Raw genomic sequence first — 15,450 nt, 5'->3', positions numbered from 1 at the left:
TTCCATCCTTGCTTGAAGGGGGGAGCTTATCCTCCTAATTTCCTTGGCGAAACAGAAAGGACGGAAGCCATGCTCAATTCGGTTCTCGACGCCATTGGCAATACGCCGCTCATCCGCCTCAAAAAGGCTTCCGAACTAACCGGCTGCGAAATCTACGGTAAGGCCGAATTTCTCAATCCGGGCCAGTCGGTCAAGGATCGTGCCGCGCTCTACATCATCCGCGATGCGGAAAAGCGCGGGCTCTTGAAGCCCGGCGGCGTGATCGTCGAAGGTACGGCGGGTAATACCGGCATCGGCCTGACGTTGGTTGCTAAGGCGCTCGGCTACCGCACCGCCATCGTCATCCCGGAAACGCAGGCACAGGAAAAGAAGGATGTCCTGCGGCTTCTTGGAGCGGAACTGATCGAAGTCCCGGCAGCACCTTATCGCAATCCCAACAATTATGTCCGGCTATCAGGTCGCCTTGCCGAGCAATTGGCGAAAACCGAACCACATGGCGCAATCTGGGCCAACCAGTTCGACAATGTCGTCAATCGTCTGGCGCATCAGGAAACGACCGCGCAGGAAATCTGGCGCGAGACGGGCGGCAAGGTGGATGGTTTCGTTGCCGCTGTTGGTTCCGGCGGAACGCTTGCGGGAACAGCCTTTGGCCTCAAGGACCACAACAGCGCCATCAAGATCGCGCTGGCCGATCCGCATGGGGCAGCGCTTCATTCCTTCTATACGACAGGTGAGTTGAAGGCCGAAGGCGATTCGATTACCGAAGGCATCGGACAGGGGCGTATCACCGCCAATCTCGAAGATTTTACGCCCGATTTTTCCTACCGAGTCTCGGATGCCGACGCGCTCGACGTGGTGTTTGACCTGGTGGAAGAGGAGGGGCTTTGCCTCGGCGGCTCATCCGGGATCAATATTGCAGGTGCCATCCGTCTTGCAAAAGATCTGGGGCCGGGCCACACAATCGTGACGATGCTTTGCGATTATGGTAACCGTTACCAGTCGAAACTGTTCAATCCGGCATTTCTGCGTGGCAAGGACCTGCCGGTGCCTGGCTGGCTTGAAAAGACGACGGAAATACCCATCCCATTTGAGGAATAATCATGACCGAAAAAAGCGCGTTTGTCGTATCCCGTGACTGGTTGAAGGAGCGGCTCGGCAAACCCGGTATCGCGATCGTCGATGCTTCGTGGTATCTGCCGACGGCTGGCCGCGAGGGACATGCCGAATATGACGCGGCACATATTCCGGGTGCCGTCTTTTTCGATCAGGACCTGATTGCCGACAAGGCTTCGGGCCTGCCACATACATTGCCATCGCCCGCATTGTTTGCACAGCATGTCGGTGCGATGGGGATCACGGCGGATGAAACTGTCGTCGTCTATGATGGGCCGGGGCTTTTTTCCGCACCGCGCGTCTGGTGGATGTTTCGCATCATGGGGGCAAAGAACGTTGTTGTGCTTGACGGCGGTTTTGACGGCTGGAAGGCCGCCGGCTATCAGGTCACCAATGAACCAACCAAGATCGCGCCGACGCTATTCTCACCCAATTTCAACAAATCTGCCGTGGTCGATTTTGTGGAAATGCAGGAGATCGTCACCGAGCGCCGCTCGCAGATCGCCGATGCACGCGGGGCGGGACGCTTTACGGGGCAGGAGGCTGAGCCGCGTGAAGGCATGCGTTCTGGCCATATGCCAGGAGCACGCAATGTCCCCGTCACGACGTTGGCACAAAATGGCGAATTGAAGGATCTGGAAAGCCTGCGCAAGATTTTTGCCGAGGCTGGCGTTGATCTGACAAGACCTGTCGTGACAAGCTGCGGTTCTGGTGTGACGGCTGCGGTCATAACGCTGGCACTTGCTTCTCTCGGGCATGAGGATAACCGTCTCTACGATGGTTCGTGGAGCGAGTGGGGCAGCAGGCAGCATACGCCGGTCGTGACCGGCGAGCCCGACTGATCATGGCTGAAACACTTAAAGCACGTATTACGCATCTCGAAATGCACGCACGACCATCGGTTGTCGTGCCGACGCCTGCCGGCCTGCGGCTTGCCATCATGCGTGCCAGCGCCATGCCGGTGCATTATTATCGCTATCTTTATGAACAGATTGGGCGCCAGCATCATTGGCAGATGCGGCGAAAGCAGAGTGACGCGGAAATCGCCGAAGTCATCCACGCCGACACAAATGAAATCCATGTGCTTTATGCAGATGGCAATCCGGCCGGTTTTGTGGAACTGGATCTTTCTGACTTGCCGGAAAGCGCCGAAATTCTCTATTTTGGGCTTATGCCTGATTTTCAGGGGCGGGGACTTGGCAAATTCTTTCTCAGCGAGGCGATATCAGCCGCCTGGTCACATGGTCCTCAAAAACTGACCATCCATACCAATACGCTCGATAGTCCGCGTGCCTTGCAGCTTTATCAGAAAATGGGTTTTTCCGCAGTAAGCTGGACGGAAGAAGACATAGAGCCATGGATTTAAAACCCATGGCTCTATGTTACCGATAGAAATTATATTCGTCAGAAAACAGCCAGATATTTCAACAACGAAATAATACCAATGACGATGACGATCACCTGTGCGATCTGCTTAACCTTTCCGTCGAGAGGCAGCATATTAATCAGGTAGAGTACGAGGAAGATAACAAGGACGGTTATCAGAAGACTGATAAGGATGGACATGGGCGAGTGCACCTTCCCGGAACGGCTGTCGTTCCCCTTGTCTGACGGACGCTCCGAGACAACGCCAGACTGAACAGTTTAAGCATTTTGGACCCGCTCGAACGAGCGACGACCCATCATGCGGCAATGGTAACGGAAGAACAAAAGCGGCAACGCCGCGTGATTTCCCCGTATATCACCGTTTTCATTGCAAAAACATATGCGCAGAAACGATATGCCAATTAACGTCCGGCATAAAAAATTGTTCCATACAGAATGCAGGAGACGTCACTGACGCTGCATGGTGCCGCTCTGTTGGCGGTTCGTGTGCCAACTGAATGCTTCTTCGAGAAGATGCGGCGTATGCCCACCACGCACTGATGCGCGCGCAAAATAATCATTCAACTGATCGCGATAATCTGGATGCGCACAATGATCGATAATAACACGGGCACGCTCGCGCGGCGCAAGCCCGCGCAGATCGGCAAGGCCCTGTTCCGTCACCAAAATATCTACGTCGTGCTCAGTGTGATCGACATGGGTAACCATAGGTACAACTGACGAGATTGCACCATTCTTGGCTTCTGACTTGGTGACGAAGATTGAAATATAGGCATTGCGCGCAAAATCGCCCGAGCCGCCAATGCCGTTCATCATCATGGTACCATCGACATGGGTGGAGTTCACATTGCCATAAATGTCGAATTCCAGCGCCGTGTTGATGCCAATGATGCCCAGACGGCGGATGACTTCAGGATGGTTGCTGATTTCCTGCGGACGAAGGATCAGCCTGTCACGATAGCGCTCAATGTTGGAAAACACACGCTCGCCATAGGCCGGGCTCAGCGTGATCGACGCACCCGATGCGAAATCGAGCTTTCCGGCGTCGAAAAGGTCGAAAGTGCTGTCCTGCAAAACCTCGCTATACATGCGCAGATTATGGAAAGGACTGTCTACAAAGCCGTTCAACACTGCATTGGCGATCGTGCCAATCCCTGCCTGAAGCGGATTGAGGGTGAGATCGAGGCGATCTTCTTCAACTTCTTTTTTGAGAAAGCCGATCAGATGACCGGCGATAGCGATGGTTTCGCTGTCGGCAGGCTCAACCGTAGACGCGCTGTCGTTTTCCTGTGTGATGACGATAGCGGCGATCTTTTCAGCGGGGATCGGAATATAGGGCAGGCCGACACGGCTGTCGCAGGCGGTGACCGGAATGGGATCGCGGGTAGGGCGCTTTGTCGGGATATAGATATCATGCAGGCCTTCCAGCGCCAGAGGCTGGTTGAGGTTGATCTCGACGATGACCTTTTCAGCCAGAATGGCGAAGCTTGCCGAATTGCCGACCGAGGTGGTGGGAATAATGCCGCCGCTCTCGGTAATGGCCAGCGCTTCGACCACTGCATAATCGATTGAACCGATCTGGTTGGAACGCAGCTGCTCAACAGTTTCGGAAAGATGCTGGTCGATAAACATGACCTCGCCGCGATTGATCGCAGCACGCAAGGTACGGTCAACCTGAAACGGCATGCGGCGCGCCAGAATATGCGCCTCAGTGAGGATCTTGTCGACGTCGTGACCAAGCGATGCACCAGTGATCAGCGTGATCTGGAAGGGATCGTTGGTCGCTCGTGCGGCCATGGCGACGGGGACCGCCTTGGCGTCACCGGCACGGGTGAAACCGCTCATGCCGATGATCATGCCATCCTCGATGAGGTGTGCTGCCTGATCGGCACTCATGATCTTGTTTTTAAGGGAGGTGTTGCGAATACGTGCGTCCAACATTTACGACTATACCTTCTTTCCCGTTCAGCGGCTTGATCCCGGTCAATGGGTCGGGTGTGCTCGCCCGGCATATCTACCGCGAAGAGAAATGCGAGACCAGACCGAAATCCGCTTCGCGTCAAACAGGATCTGCGTGTCGATTAAATGTTTCGTTCGTCTTAACCGCAGTCTATCGAGTGGCTCAGGCACTTCAGTGAAGGACTAGATGACAAATAGATTGCATAAGATAGGTTATGGAACTTACTTGCACAGTTTGAACCAATTATTTGTAGATCTCCGGCCCGACCACGTCCGAAAAGCTGGGCTTGGTGTTTCTATGATGCTGTTCTGCAAGCAATGGACAAAGCGTTACAGCTTGTTCATTCGCGTATCGGCGCTGAAGAATGATGCATGTGCCTCGGCCACCGGTATCAAAGGACGGATATAATCCGCCCTTCGATAAAAAACATTAGAAACGTGGTGTAATCATTTGAAGTTAAAATGATTACATCTGCCTAGTTCAACGCTTTCTGGCGCGTTTCAACATTGATGAAGAATGCGATGAAACCGGCAAGTGCCAACAGGCCCGCGAACATAGCAACAGCTAGGTAGAAACTCTGGCTGATGACGAGCGCCAGTGCCGATGGTGCCAACAGGCCGCCAAGACGGGCCATGGCACCAGCTGCGCCCATGCCGCTTCCACGCAGCGCAGTGGGATAGAGTTCCGGTGTGAAGGCATAGAGCGCGCCCCAGGTACCCAGAAGCGCGAAGCTCATGATCAGTATCGAGCTGCCGACGAGAGCCGAACTGGTGGCAACCGTGAACAGGGCGCAAGCTGCCGCGCTGGTGAACAGGAAGGCGATCAACGTTGTGCGGCGTCCCCAACTTTCCACACCATAGGCAGCTAACGCATAGCCCGGTATCTGCGCCAACGCTACCACGACCAGAAAGCCATAGCCACGCACAAAGCCGAAACCATCGCCAGCGAGTTTGGCGGGTATCCAGGTAAAAATGCCATAATATGAAACGGAAACCAGAAACCAGATCGCCAACGTCGCCAGTGTGCGCTGGCGCATATTGGGCGAGAAAAGTCGTTCATTTGTGACGAGTTGTGGTGCTTCGAGCTGTGCTTTGGGCGGCAGTTCTTGCTTACCGTTACGGCGCAGAACACGGTTCATCACCGCCTTTGCTTCTTTTGCTTTGCCCGATTTCAGAAGATGCATCGGTGATTCTGGAACCCAGAGTCGAAGCCAGATGCCGATCAACGCCGGGGCTGCCGTAACCGCAAAGATATAGCGCCACGCATCCTCGACACCGGCAAGGCTTGCGCCCCATGCCGCCAAAGCGATCACCACCGTACCTACGGCCCAGAAACCTTCCAGCATGACCAGCCAGCGACCGCGGTTTTTCGATGGGAGAAATTCTGCCATCATGGCGTAATCAACTGGCAGGGTTCCACCGACCGCAATGCCCGTCAAAAACCGTAAAGCCAGCAAAATGCCGAAGCCCGGCGCAAACACCGACAGCAGGCCGAACAGAGCGTCCATTGCCACCGTAATAAGCAATACGCGACGACGTCCATATTTATCGGCAAGGCGACCAAAAACGGCTGCCCCGATCATCATACCAAGGAAGAATAGTGTTCCCGTCTGCAATGCCTGCGGCACGCTGAGGCCAAAGGTTATGGCGATGGATGCAGCTGTAAAGCCAACCGCCATAACCTGCATGGCATCAGCCGCCCATACCAGACCAAAAACGCCGAGCAGACTGCGCTGGAAAGCGCCCGTCCCCGCTTGGTCAAGCGATTGTTCGATGGTGATTTTCATACCGCGCGTTACCCTCTATCCGCGAAGACGAAACAAGGAGGCGCATTTACAGCCCCGCATATGGTGCGCTGTCAATCGCTTCTTTTATAAAATCTCAATATAAGGCGCCTTCCCCACCATCTTTCGGACGAAATGGCCGATTCAGCCCGAGGTTAATGTGGTTTTCACTGTGATTCTCTGCCCGTTTTCGCTGCCATCGCGAATCCCTACGACAGGGATCGACATCCAGACCTGTTTTCCACGCCTAAATTCTTAGAAAACACTTTAATAAGATATATTATCACTCTGTGATCTATATATATTATGTAGAATTCTGCCATATTTTTCACAACCGGATGGTTTGATGGCTGGGGAAGCCTCAGTGTGAAATATGCATTTGTGAAGGAGGTTGTTAACCTTCATTTTTTATTACTGGGGTTCATTCAGGCGATAGTCTCCAGGGTCCAGGTATCATGCGTAATTTGAGAGAAAATTTCCTTCAATCCAGCGGCAGTCAGGGCGGGACTGATTCTCAGTCAAAGCTCCAGCCGGAAGCCACTTCGGGGGACGGAGCATGGAAAGCACATTTTTCGCTTGGTGATAATGTGCGCTTTACCCGCACGCCGGAAGTGGAGCTGATGCGTCGGCGTGGTGAGGATCTGCCGGACATCAATGCTGTTGCATCTGCAGGCCCTATCGATAAAGTCGCTGCCGAAATCGTTGAACAGGTCGCGGAAGCCCAGCCTATGGTGGTGGCAGCCCTGCAGCAGAGCGTTTCGCAAAATCTGATGCGTTCGCCGGTCGTCCCTGTTGCGCCCACTTTGCCAGCTCAGCTGATCGAAGCGCCTGCCCATATAGCCCCGGTCGCAGCGGTCGCTTCCGTCGAGTTTGAAAAGACTGCGGATAATATGCCCGTCCCTGCGATTGCCTATCTTTCCGATTTCGCTTTCTTCGAAGGCGGCGATCTGGACATGAATACCACACTGGTTTCCGAGCCTTCCATTCCAGCTGCCGCTCCGACCCCTGCTCCGGCTCCTGTCGAGGCAAAGAAGACCGCAAGCGTTGAATCTATTCTGGCGCAGTTCCGTATTCGCGAATGGACTAAGACAGCGGGAGAAGCCTCCGTTGCTGCCGCACCGCAACCGGTTGCATCCGTAGCGGATGTCGCAGCGCCCACGACTGCCAAACTTAACGACCCCATAATCGAGCCGGTCCAAGCTGAAGTTCAAGGCGAAGAGTTTGTTGCAGAAGCATTGACCGACTCGACTGTTGAGACCCCCAATGTCGTGGAAGAGCCGGTTATAGAACTGGTCGAAGTTCCTGCTCCGACCAAACCTGCGCCATCGATCGCACTCTACCAGCCTCAGCCCCTCCCCCGTGCTGCGGCACCCGTTCTGACCGGCGAATATGAATTCCCACCACGCGATCTGTTGCAGGAACCGCCCGCACAGGACGGCAATGTGATTACGCAGGAAATGCTGGAGCGCAGCGCGGGTCTTTTGGAAAGCGTGCTGGAAGATTTTGGCGTGCGCGGCGAGATCATTCATGTCCGCCCCGGCCCTGTCGTGACACTTTATGAATTCGAGCCAGCCCCTGGTGTGAAATCCTCGCGCGTCATCGGCCTTTCAGATGATATCGCGCGCTCGATGTCGGCACTTTCCGCCCGTGTGGCTGTTGTTCCAGGACGTAATGTCATCGGTATCGAATTGCCCAACGCCAATCGCGAAACTGTATACTTACGCGAAATGATCGACAGCCGTACCTTTGAGGCATCGAATTATCGCCTGCCACTTTGCCTCGGCAAGGGCATCGGCGGCGAACCGATCATCGCGGAACTGGCAAAAATGCCTCACCTTCTGGTGGCAGGCACCACGGGTTCGGGCAAGTCGGTGGCCATCAACACGATGATTTTGTCGCTGCTCTACCGTTTCAAGCCGGAAGAATGCCGTCTGATCATGGTCGATCCGAAAATGCTGGAGCTCTCCATCTATGATGGCATCCCGCATCTCCTCACCCCGGTTGTGACCGATCCCAAGAAGGCCGTGGTAGCTCTCAAATGGGCTGTGCGCGAAATGGAAGACCGTTATCGCAAGATGGCGCGGCTCGGTGTGCGCAATATCGAAGGCTTTAACCAGCGTGCAGCTTCTGCCAAGGGTAAGGGCGAAACCGTGATGTGCACGGTGCAGTCAGGCTTTGACAAGGAAACCGGCGAACAGACCTATATTCAGGAAGAACTCGACCTCACACCGATGCCTTATATTGTCGTCATCATTGACGAGATGGCCGATCTGATGATGGTCGCAGGCAAGGATATCGAAGGTGCGGTACAGCGTCTGGCTCAAATGGCGCGCGCTGCGGGTATCCACCTGATCATGGCAACCCAGCGGCCGAGTGTGGACGTCATCACCGGCACGATCAAGGCCAATTTTCCGACCCGTATTTCTTTCCAGGTCACGTCAAAGATCGACAGCCGCACCATTTTGGGTGAAATGGGTGCCGAACAATTGCTCGGTCAGGGCGATATGCTGCACATGGCAGGCGGCGGACGCATCGTGCGTGTCCATGGTCCCTTCGTGTCCGATGAGGAAGTGGAAAAAGTCGTCGATCACCTCAAGGCGCAGGGCCGCCCGGATTATCTGGCGACCGTGACCGAAGGCGAGGAAGAAGAAGACGAAAGCGCAGATGCCGCCGTGTTCGATGCGACTGCCATGGCTTCGGACGAAGGCGACGATGTCTATGAACAGGCAGTCAAGGTCGTCATGCGCGACAAGAAGTGCTCGACCTCCTATATCCAGCGCCGTCTCGGCATTGGATACAATCGCGCTGCCTCGCTTGTCGAGCGTATGGAACAGGATGGATTGGTCGGACCCGCCAACCATGTCGGAAAGCGGGAAATCCTGGCCGGCAACCGCGACTGATTTACGGTCAACTGAATGTGAAAGGTCGGAATTCTCTGAATTTCCGGCCTTTTTCATCCATACCACCAAAGGCTTACGCAGGGTTGCAAAACTTCGCTTGTCAACCAATAGGTTTTGGTTAATAATCTCTATATTCGCACATTCTTATAATTATGGTTTGACGCGCGCGCGAGCTCCACTCGCGTTCGTCCGTCGATTTTATGCAGGGAGAATGAACGATGAAAAGCATCATTATTGGCCCTCAGGCGCAGGATAGACCTGTTACCCGACAGATATTACAAAATGCGCAGGCGCAGATGCCAAAGCCTTCGGAAGATAAAACGCAAGTTTGCAATGTGCTAAGACTTTCCAAGGGCGGTTATTCGCACCGCAGGCACCGGGCTCATAAATCCGCCTGACCGTAATTGTCTCAATACCCCACGATTTCAGCCGAAAAAAGCGCCGTGTTCTTCCCATAAGAAGACCGGCGCAGTTTTTATTGCGGCTTTAAAACGGTGGACGGCTCTGTTATCAGGAAGGCCATGACGACATCCGCTGAACATCCTCCACGACCGGCTAAAAAACTACGTTTCTTCCTTACCCTGCTGGCTGTACTGGGCGCACTGTTTTTTGCGCTTTTTATGGGCCTTGGCATCTGGCAGGTGGAACGTTTGCAATGGAAACTCGATCTGATCGCTCGGGTGGATGCGCGGGTGCACGCAGCCCCCGTTGCAGCCCCTACAAAAACGAGCTGGAAAAAGGTCAACCGTGCGGACGACGAATATCGCCATGTGTCGCTCACAGGCACCTATCTCAATGATAAGGAAGTTCTGGTTCACGCCCTGACTGAACGCGGTGCCGGCTATTGGGTAATGACACCAATGCGCGGCCATGATGGTGCGCTGACCTATATCAATCGCGGTTTTGTGCCAACCGACAAGCGCAACGGCGAAGCACGGCCAGAAACGCAGGTGGCGGGTGAAACGACGGTGACCGGTCTTCTGCGAATGCCTGAACCGGACGGTTTCTTTCTACGCCCTAACTATCCGGCGCGTGATGTCTGGAATTCACGCGATGTCGTGGCCTTTGCCGCGCGTGATAATTTCGGCCCGGTAGCCCCCTATTTCATCGATGCGGAGGCAAGCGCTAATCCCGGCAATCTACCTATCGGCGGCTTAACAGTTGTCAGCTTCCGCAACAATCATCTTTCCTATGCGCTCACATGGTTTGCGCTGGCTGCAATGATCGTGGGCGCCGCAATTTTCTTCTGGCGGCACGAGCGTAAATCCAAGAGCTAAACATGCAGCGCATGGCCAAGCGCCTTCATGCTTGCCTCGGCAAGCCCCTCACCCAATGTCGGATGTGCATGGATAGTCTCAGCTATATCCTCAAGCCGCGCGCCCATTTCGACGCTTTGCGCAAAAGTTGAAGACAATTCTGAAATATTCGTGCCAACTGACTGTATTCCCAGAATAAGATGATTGTCTGAACGAGCCACAATACGAATAAAACCGTCCTCGCGCACGATCGTCGTGGCGCGGCCATTGGCCTGAAATGGAAACATCCCGACCTTGACCTTCTGCCCTGCCTTGCGAGCCTCGTCAGGCGTGAGACCAGCCGTCACGATCTCGGGATCGGTGAAACAGACGGCGGGAATGCAGCGTCTGTCCCATGCCTGATTGCCGCCCGCAATGATTTCGGCCACCATCTCACCTTGCGCCATGGCGCGATGTGCCAGCATCGGATCACCCGTCACATCACCAATGGCGTATATACCGCGCATCGAGGTACGGCATTTTTCGTCTATGCGGATAAAGCGCCCTTCCATGTCGAGTCGGATTTCGCTCAAACCCCAGCCATCGGTCTGCGGCTTGCGGCCGACCGCCACCAGCACCTTGTTGGCGGCAAGCGCGCGCGTCGTCCCGTTGCTTACCACCTCAAGTGCAGCGCCATCTGCCGAGAGGCCCTTGGCAGATGTGTTTGTAAGCACCTCAACACCGAGCGCCTTTAACCGTGTCATAATGGGACGGGTCAACTCGGTATCATATTGCGGTAGGATGCGGTCGGTTGCCTCCACCACTGTCACTTTCGCGCCAAGCTTTGCAAAAGCCGTGCCTATTTCAAGCCCGATATAGCCGCCGCCAACAACCACCAGCTCTTGAGGCACGGTTTGTGACGACAGAGCTTCGGTTGAGGAAATGATACTACCGCCAAATGGCAAAGCTTCGATTTCAACCGGCACCGAGCCTGTCGCAATGACGATGTTTTCGGCGTGGATCGTCTGGCGGCCTGTATCCGTATCGACCAACACGGTCTTGCCATCGATAAACCGCGCCTGCCCCTGAAGCATGCGCACGTTCGTGCTTTTGAGCAATCCGGCAACACCGCTGTTCAGCCGATTGACGATCCCGTCCTTCCATTCCAGCGTTTTTGCAAAATCAATAACCGGATTTTCCACGCTGATGCCAATCGGGTTTTTGACCGTCAGGCGATGGAATTCATCTGCGGCGTGGATCAGAGCCTTGGATGGAATACAGCCGACATTGAGGCAGGTGCCGCCGAGGTGCTTTTTCTCGACAAGCACCGTATCGATGCCAAGTTGTCCGGCGCGAATGCCGCAGACATAGCCGCCGGGGCCGCCGCCAATGATCAGGAGCTTGCAGGTAATCTCGACCATCTGCTCAATCCTCCACAAAGATCATTGCAGGCGTTTCTATGAGGCTTTTGATCTTTTGCACAAAGACGGCGGCATCCCAGCCGTCGATTACGCGATGGTCGAAACTGCATGAAAGATTCATCATCTTGCGCGGCACGAATTGCGCGCCATCCCACATGGCGCGGATAGCCATGCGGTTGACGCCGACAATCGCTACTTCGGGGCGGTTGATGATCGGTGTGGTGGCAATAGCGCCAAGCGGTCCCAGCGACGTTATCGTGATGGTGGAGCCGGTCAGTTCATTACGCTTTGCCGTGCCATTGCGTGCGGCCTCCGTCACGCGGGAAAGCTCGTTTGCCGCTTTAAACACCGCCATGCTTTCGGCATGGCGCACCACCGGCACGATCAGCCCGTTTGGCGTCTGCGTGGCAATACCGATATGCACGCCACCGAATTGTCGGATCATATCGGCCTCATCATCGAAATGCGCGTTCAGCCCAGGCTGCTCCTTCACCGCTTTCACGATGGCGCGTATAATGAACGGTAAGACTGTGAGGCGCGGTCGCCCTTCTTTCTTTTGATTGTTGAGACTTGCACGCAATTCTTCAAGTTGCGTGACATCCACTTCCTCGACAATGGTGATGTGCGGAATATGGCGCTTGGCTTCCGCCATGCGTTCGGCAATCTTGCGGCGAAGCCCGATCACCTTGACCTCATTGACCGATGTGTCGGCCGCATAGCCGGACGCCACCGGCCCCCCACCGGTTTCGCTCTCGAAAAACGCGTCGAGGTCTTCATGGGTGATACGGCCCGCCGGTCCGCTGCCGCGGATGCGACGCAGATCGATCCCGGCATCCCGCGCCCGCAAGCGTACCGAAGGCGTGGCAAGCGGTTTTTCGCCCTCGGCGCGGTTTGGCCCAGCCCCGGAAAAAGCATGACTGACACTCTCGCGCTTCGGACTCTTGGGCTTTTCCGGAGCCGTTTTTTCCGGTGTCGGCGTTTGCAGGAGAACCGGTGCTTGCGGCTCGACGGGTTCGGATTTTTCAACCGGTGCCGCTTCAGCCTGCACATCCGTTTCAAGGCGCACCAGTTCGGAGCCGACCGCAATCTTGTCGCCGGCCGTGCCGTTGATGGCAATGACCGTTCCGGCGCGCGATGAGGGAATTTCAACCGTTGCCTTGTCGGTCATGACGGCTGCGAGCAAATCGTCCTCGCGCACAACGTCGCCAACCTTCACATGCCATTCGACCAGTTCGGCCTCGGCAACGCCTTCGCCGACATCGGGGAGTTTGATCGGAAACTGTGCCATGCATTCTCCCCTTTCAGGCTTCGATTACAGACATAAGCGCCCGCCCCACCCGGTCGGGACCGGGGAAATAGGCCCATTCCTGCGCATGGGGATAGGGCGTATCCCAGCCCGTCACGCGGATGACCGGCGCTTCGAGATGATAAAAACACTCGCGCTGAACGATGGCTGCCAGTTCCGCGCCATAGCCGCAGGTGAGCGTCGCCTCATGCACGATCACGCAGTGCCCGGTCTTTTTGACCGAGGCCATGATGGTTTCAGCGTCGAGCGGCAAAAGCGTGCGCAGATCGATGATTTCAGCATCGACGCCGGTCTCTTCCGTGGCGGCCAGCGCCACATGCACCATGGTGCCATATGCAAGTACCGTCACCGCCGCGCCCTCGCGCCGGATCGCCGCCTTGCCGAGCGGCAAAGCATAATACCCCTCCGGCACAGCCCCCAGTTCATGTTTTTTCCACGATGTCACCGGCCTGTCGTGATGACCGTCGAAGGGACCGTTATAAAGCCGCTTTGGCTCGAACATGATGACCGGATCGGGGTCTTCAATAGCAGCTAGAAGCAGACCTTTGGCATCAGCAGGCGTCGAGGGCATCACGGTTTTAAGCCCGGACACATGCGTGAACAAAGCTTCCGGGCTTTGGCTGTGGGTCTGGCCGCCGTAAATGCCGCCGCCCGAGGGCATACGGATCACCATCGGACAGGTAAACTGCCCCGCCGAGCGGTAGCGCAGACGCGCTGCCTCCGAGACGATCTGGTCATAGGCGGGATAGACGTAATCGGCGAATTGCACCTCGATGCACGGGCGCAGGCCATAGGCCGCCATACCGATGGCCGTGCCGACAATGCCAAGCTCACTGATCGGCGTATCGAAGCACCGGTCCTTGCCATATTTTTTCTGCAAGCCCGCCGTGCAGCGAAACACGCCGCCAAAATAGCCGACATCCTCGCCGAACACGACGACTTTTTCATCGCGCTCCATGGCAAGGTCATGGGCATTTTGGATCGCCTCGATCATGGTCATGTTCATGCGCTTTTTCCTCCGCATTTCCGGACGGAAAACCGCTTCACACTTTTCCTGGAAATGCTCAAAACCCCGCCTCCTGTCGCTGGCGCACGAGATGCTGCGGCGTCTCGGCATAAACATCCTCGAACATATCGCGCATCGAGGGTTTTCGTCCGTCATGCAGCGTACCTATGGCTTCCGCCTCGCGCTGGGCGCTTACCACGAGGTCCATGACCTCTGCTTCCGCCTGTTTGTGGCGTTCTTCACTCCACACTTCCCGCGCAATCAGATGGTTTTTCAACCGCAGGATCGGGTCGCCGAGCGGCCATGCATCGCTTTCAGCCTTGGGGCGATAGGCGGAGGGGTCGTCCGATGTCGAATGCCCACCGGCGCGATAGGTAACATATTCGACGATTGTAGGCCCAAGATTGCGTCTTGCGCGTTCCACCGCCCATTTCGCAACTGCATGCACGGCCAGATAATCATTGCCGTCAACGCGCAAGGCCGGAATGCCAAAACCATGCCCGCGCGCTGCAAAGGCGCCCGAACCACCCCGTGCAATGCCCTGAAAGGTCGAGATCGCCCATTGATTGTTGACGATGTTGAGCACTAACGGCGCCTTGTAGGTCGAAGCGAAGACGAGGGCCGCATGAAAATCGTTCTCGGCGGTCGAACCGTCGCCGATCCATGCCGCGGCAATCTTCGTGTCATGGCTGATGGCAGACGCCATCGCCCAGACGACTGCTTGCGTATATTGCGTGGCAAGGTTTCCGGACAGGCTGAAAAAGCCGTGATCCTTGGCCGAATACATGACCGGCATTTGCCGGCCTTTCAGCGGGTCCTGTTCGTTGGAAAAAATCTGGTTCATCATGGATACCAGCGGATAATCATCAGCAATCAGAAGTCCCGCCTGCCGATAGGTCGGGAAGTTCATGTCGCCCTTGCGCAATGCCTTACGGAAGGCGCAGCTTACGGCCTCCTCGCCCAGATGCTGCATATAAAACGAGGTCTTGCCCTGCCGTTGCGCCATCATCATGCGGGTGTCATAGGCTCTCAGCGTCATCATATGGCGCAGTCCTTCGCGCAACTCCTCATGGCTCAGAGTCCCCGCCCAGGGGCCTACCGCCTCGCCGTCGCGATTGAGCACGCGAATGATGCTGAAGGCCAGATCGCGCATGACTTCCGGTTTTTCGTCAATGTCCGGGCGGCGTACCGAACCTGCGCGGGGGATTTTGACATGGGAGAAATCCGGCACGTCGCCCGGACGCCATTCCGGTTCTGGAACATGCAGGGACAGGACGCCATCGTCGCTCATGCGGGTACACCTCCCGACAGACAAGCAAGAAACCAACATCCAATCGCAT

13 protein-coding genes are annotated in these 15,450 nt (G+C 55.7%); 6 read left to right on the top strand and 7 right to left on the bottom strand.

Annotation, left to right across the window (positions count from 1 at the left end; all coding sequences use genetic code 11):
- Positions 1-69 precede the first annotated feature (69 nt).
- From AAIB41_RS14550 to AAIB41_RS14540, 3 genes are read left to right on the top strand one after another with little or no spacing between them, the layout of a single operon-like run.
- The gene (locus AAIB41_RS14550) at positions 70-1,098 is read left to right on the top strand and encodes a cysteine synthase A (protein WP_343315996.1); all 1,029 of its coding nucleotides are present in this window, start codon (positions 70-72) and stop codon (positions 1,096-1,098) included.
- A 2-nt stretch (positions 1,099-1,100) separates the two neighbouring features.
- Positions 1,101-1,955 carry a 3-mercaptopyruvate sulfurtransferase gene (sseA, locus tag AAIB41_RS14545; protein WP_343315995.1) on the top strand — a complete coding sequence of 285 codons (855 nt, stop codon included), beginning with the start codon at positions 1,101-1,103 and terminating at the stop codon, positions 1,953-1,955.
- 2 nt (positions 1,956-1,957) lie between these two features.
- The gene (locus AAIB41_RS14540) at positions 1,958-2,479 is read left to right on the top strand and encodes a GNAT family N-acetyltransferase (RefSeq protein WP_343315994.1); all 522 of its coding nucleotides are present in this window, start codon (positions 1,958-1,960) and stop codon (positions 2,477-2,479) included.
- Positions 2,480-2,517: 38 nt separating this feature from the next.
- On the opposite strand, the gene AAIB41_RS14535 is transcribed toward AAIB41_RS14540, so the two are convergent.
- The 3 genes from AAIB41_RS14535 to AAIB41_RS14525 form a co-directional block, all read right to left on the bottom strand.
- Positions 2,518-2,679 carry a Thivi_2564 family membrane protein gene (locus AAIB41_RS14535; protein ID WP_343315993.1) on the bottom strand — a complete coding sequence of 54 codons (162 nt, stop codon included), beginning with the start codon at positions 2,677-2,679 and terminating at the stop codon, positions 2,518-2,520.
- A 267-nt stretch (positions 2,680-2,946) separates the two neighbouring features.
- Positions 2,947-4,440, bottom strand: a complete 1,494-nt coding sequence (locus tag AAIB41_RS14530; RefSeq protein WP_343315992.1) for an acetyl-CoA hydrolase/transferase family protein — start codon at positions 4,438-4,440, stop codon at positions 2,947-2,949.
- A 494-nt stretch (positions 4,441-4,934) separates the two neighbouring features.
- Positions 4,935-6,245, bottom strand: coding sequence for an MFS transporter (locus tag AAIB41_RS14525; RefSeq protein WP_343315991.1), 1,311 nt, complete (start codon positions 6,243-6,245; stop codon positions 4,935-4,937).
- A 452-nt stretch (positions 6,246-6,697) separates the two neighbouring features.
- On the opposite strand from AAIB41_RS14525, the gene AAIB41_RS14520 reads away from it, so the two are divergent.
- From AAIB41_RS14520 to AAIB41_RS14510, 3 genes are all read left to right on the top strand, one after another.
- Positions 6,698-9,142, top strand: a complete 2,445-nt coding sequence (locus AAIB41_RS14520; protein ID WP_343315990.1) for a DNA translocase FtsK — start codon at positions 6,698-6,700, stop codon at positions 9,140-9,142.
- Positions 9,143-9,360: 218 nt separating this feature from the next.
- Entirely contained in the window at positions 9,361-9,540 is a 180-nt protein-coding gene (locus tag AAIB41_RS14515) for a hypothetical protein (RefSeq protein ID WP_343315989.1), read from the top strand.
- A 123-nt stretch (positions 9,541-9,663) separates the two neighbouring features.
- The gene (locus tag AAIB41_RS14510; protein WP_343315988.1) at positions 9,664-10,419 is read left to right on the top strand and encodes an SURF1 family protein; all 756 of its coding nucleotides are present in this window, start codon (positions 9,664-9,666) and stop codon (positions 10,417-10,419) included.
- Here the strand turns inward: AAIB41_RS14510 and lpdA are convergent.
- Genes lpdA through AAIB41_RS14490 form a run of 4 tightly spaced genes read right to left on the bottom strand, consistent with a single transcriptional unit; the run spans position 10,416 to position 15,401 of the window.
- Entirely contained in the window at positions 10,416-11,798 is a 1,383-nt protein-coding gene (lpdA, locus tag AAIB41_RS14505) for a dihydrolipoyl dehydrogenase (protein ID WP_343315987.1), read from the bottom strand. The two genes, AAIB41_RS14510 and lpdA, sit on opposite strands and share 4 nt — an antisense overlap.
- A 4-nt stretch (positions 11,799-11,802) precedes the next feature.
- A complete protein-coding gene (locus AAIB41_RS14500) occupies positions 11,803-13,086 on the bottom strand; it encodes a dihydrolipoamide acetyltransferase family protein (RefSeq protein WP_343315986.1) in 1,284 nt (427 codons plus the stop codon).
- A gap of 13 nt (positions 13,087-13,099) precedes the next feature.
- The gene (locus AAIB41_RS14495; RefSeq protein ID WP_343315985.1) at positions 13,100-14,110 is read right to left on the bottom strand and encodes an alpha-ketoacid dehydrogenase subunit beta; all 1,011 of its coding nucleotides are present in this window, start codon (positions 14,108-14,110) and stop codon (positions 13,100-13,102) included.
- Positions 14,111-14,168: 58 nt separating this feature from the next.
- Positions 14,169-15,401 (bottom strand): 3-methyl-2-oxobutanoate dehydrogenase (2-methylpropanoyl-transferring) subunit alpha, encoded by a 1,233-nt coding sequence (locus tag AAIB41_RS14490; RefSeq protein ID WP_343315984.1) that lies wholly within the window; start codon positions 15,399-15,401, stop codon positions 14,169-14,171.
- Between the last annotated feature and the right edge of the window lie 49 nt (positions 15,402-15,450).

The organism is Brucella sp. BE17, from assembly GCF_039545455.1.
Taxonomy (GTDB): domain Bacteria; phylum Pseudomonadota; class Alphaproteobacteria; order Rhizobiales; family Rhizobiaceae; genus Brucella.
The sequence above is the reverse complement of the archived record's forward strand: the minus strand, read 5'-3'. Positions and strand labels throughout refer to the sequence as shown.

What these genes read in the sequence shown, in the direction of transcription:
- AAIB41_RS14550 (WP_343315996.1), top strand. Translation starts at nt 70, where the DNA reads ATGCTCAATTCGGTTCTCGACGCCATTGGCAATACGCCGCTCATCCGC.
- sseA (WP_343315995.1), top strand. Translation starts at nt 1,101, where the DNA reads ATGACCGAAAAAAGCGCGTTTGTCGTATCCCGTGACTGGTTGAAGGAG.
- AAIB41_RS14540 (WP_343315994.1), top strand. Translation starts at nt 1,958, where the DNA reads ATGGCTGAAACACTTAAAGCACGTATTACGCATCTCGAAATGCACGCA.
- AAIB41_RS14535 (WP_343315993.1), bottom strand. Translation starts at nt 2,679, where the DNA reads ATGTCCATCCTTATCAGTCTTCTGATAACCGTCCTTGTTATCTTCCTC.
- AAIB41_RS14530 (WP_343315992.1), bottom strand. Translation starts at nt 4,440, where the DNA reads ATGTTGGACGCACGTATTCGCAACACCTCCCTTAAAAACAAGATCATG.
- AAIB41_RS14525 (WP_343315991.1), bottom strand. Translation starts at nt 6,245, where the DNA reads ATGAAAATCACCATCGAACAATCGCTTGACCAAGCGGGGACGGGCGCT.
- AAIB41_RS14520 (WP_343315990.1), top strand. Translation starts at nt 6,698, where the DNA reads ATGCGTAATTTGAGAGAAAATTTCCTTCAATCCAGCGGCAGTCAGGGC.
- AAIB41_RS14515 (WP_343315989.1), top strand. Translation starts at nt 9,361, where the DNA reads ATGAAAAGCATCATTATTGGCCCTCAGGCGCAGGATAGACCTGTTACC.
- AAIB41_RS14510 (WP_343315988.1), top strand. Translation starts at nt 9,664, where the DNA reads ATGACGACATCCGCTGAACATCCTCCACGACCGGCTAAAAAACTACGT.
- lpdA (WP_343315987.1), bottom strand. Translation starts at nt 11,798, where the DNA reads ATGGTCGAGATTACCTGCAAGCTCCTGATCATTGGCGGCGGCCCCGGC.
- AAIB41_RS14500 (WP_343315986.1), bottom strand. Translation starts at nt 13,086, where the DNA reads ATGGCACAGTTTCCGATCAAACTCCCCGATGTCGGCGAAGGCGTTGCC.
- AAIB41_RS14495 (WP_343315985.1), bottom strand. Translation starts at nt 14,110, where the DNA reads ATGAACATGACCATGATCGAGGCGATCCAAAATGCCCATGACCTTGCC.
- AAIB41_RS14490 (WP_343315984.1), bottom strand. Translation starts at nt 15,401, where the DNA reads ATGAGCGACGATGGCGTCCTGTCCCTGCATGTTCCAGAACCGGAATGG.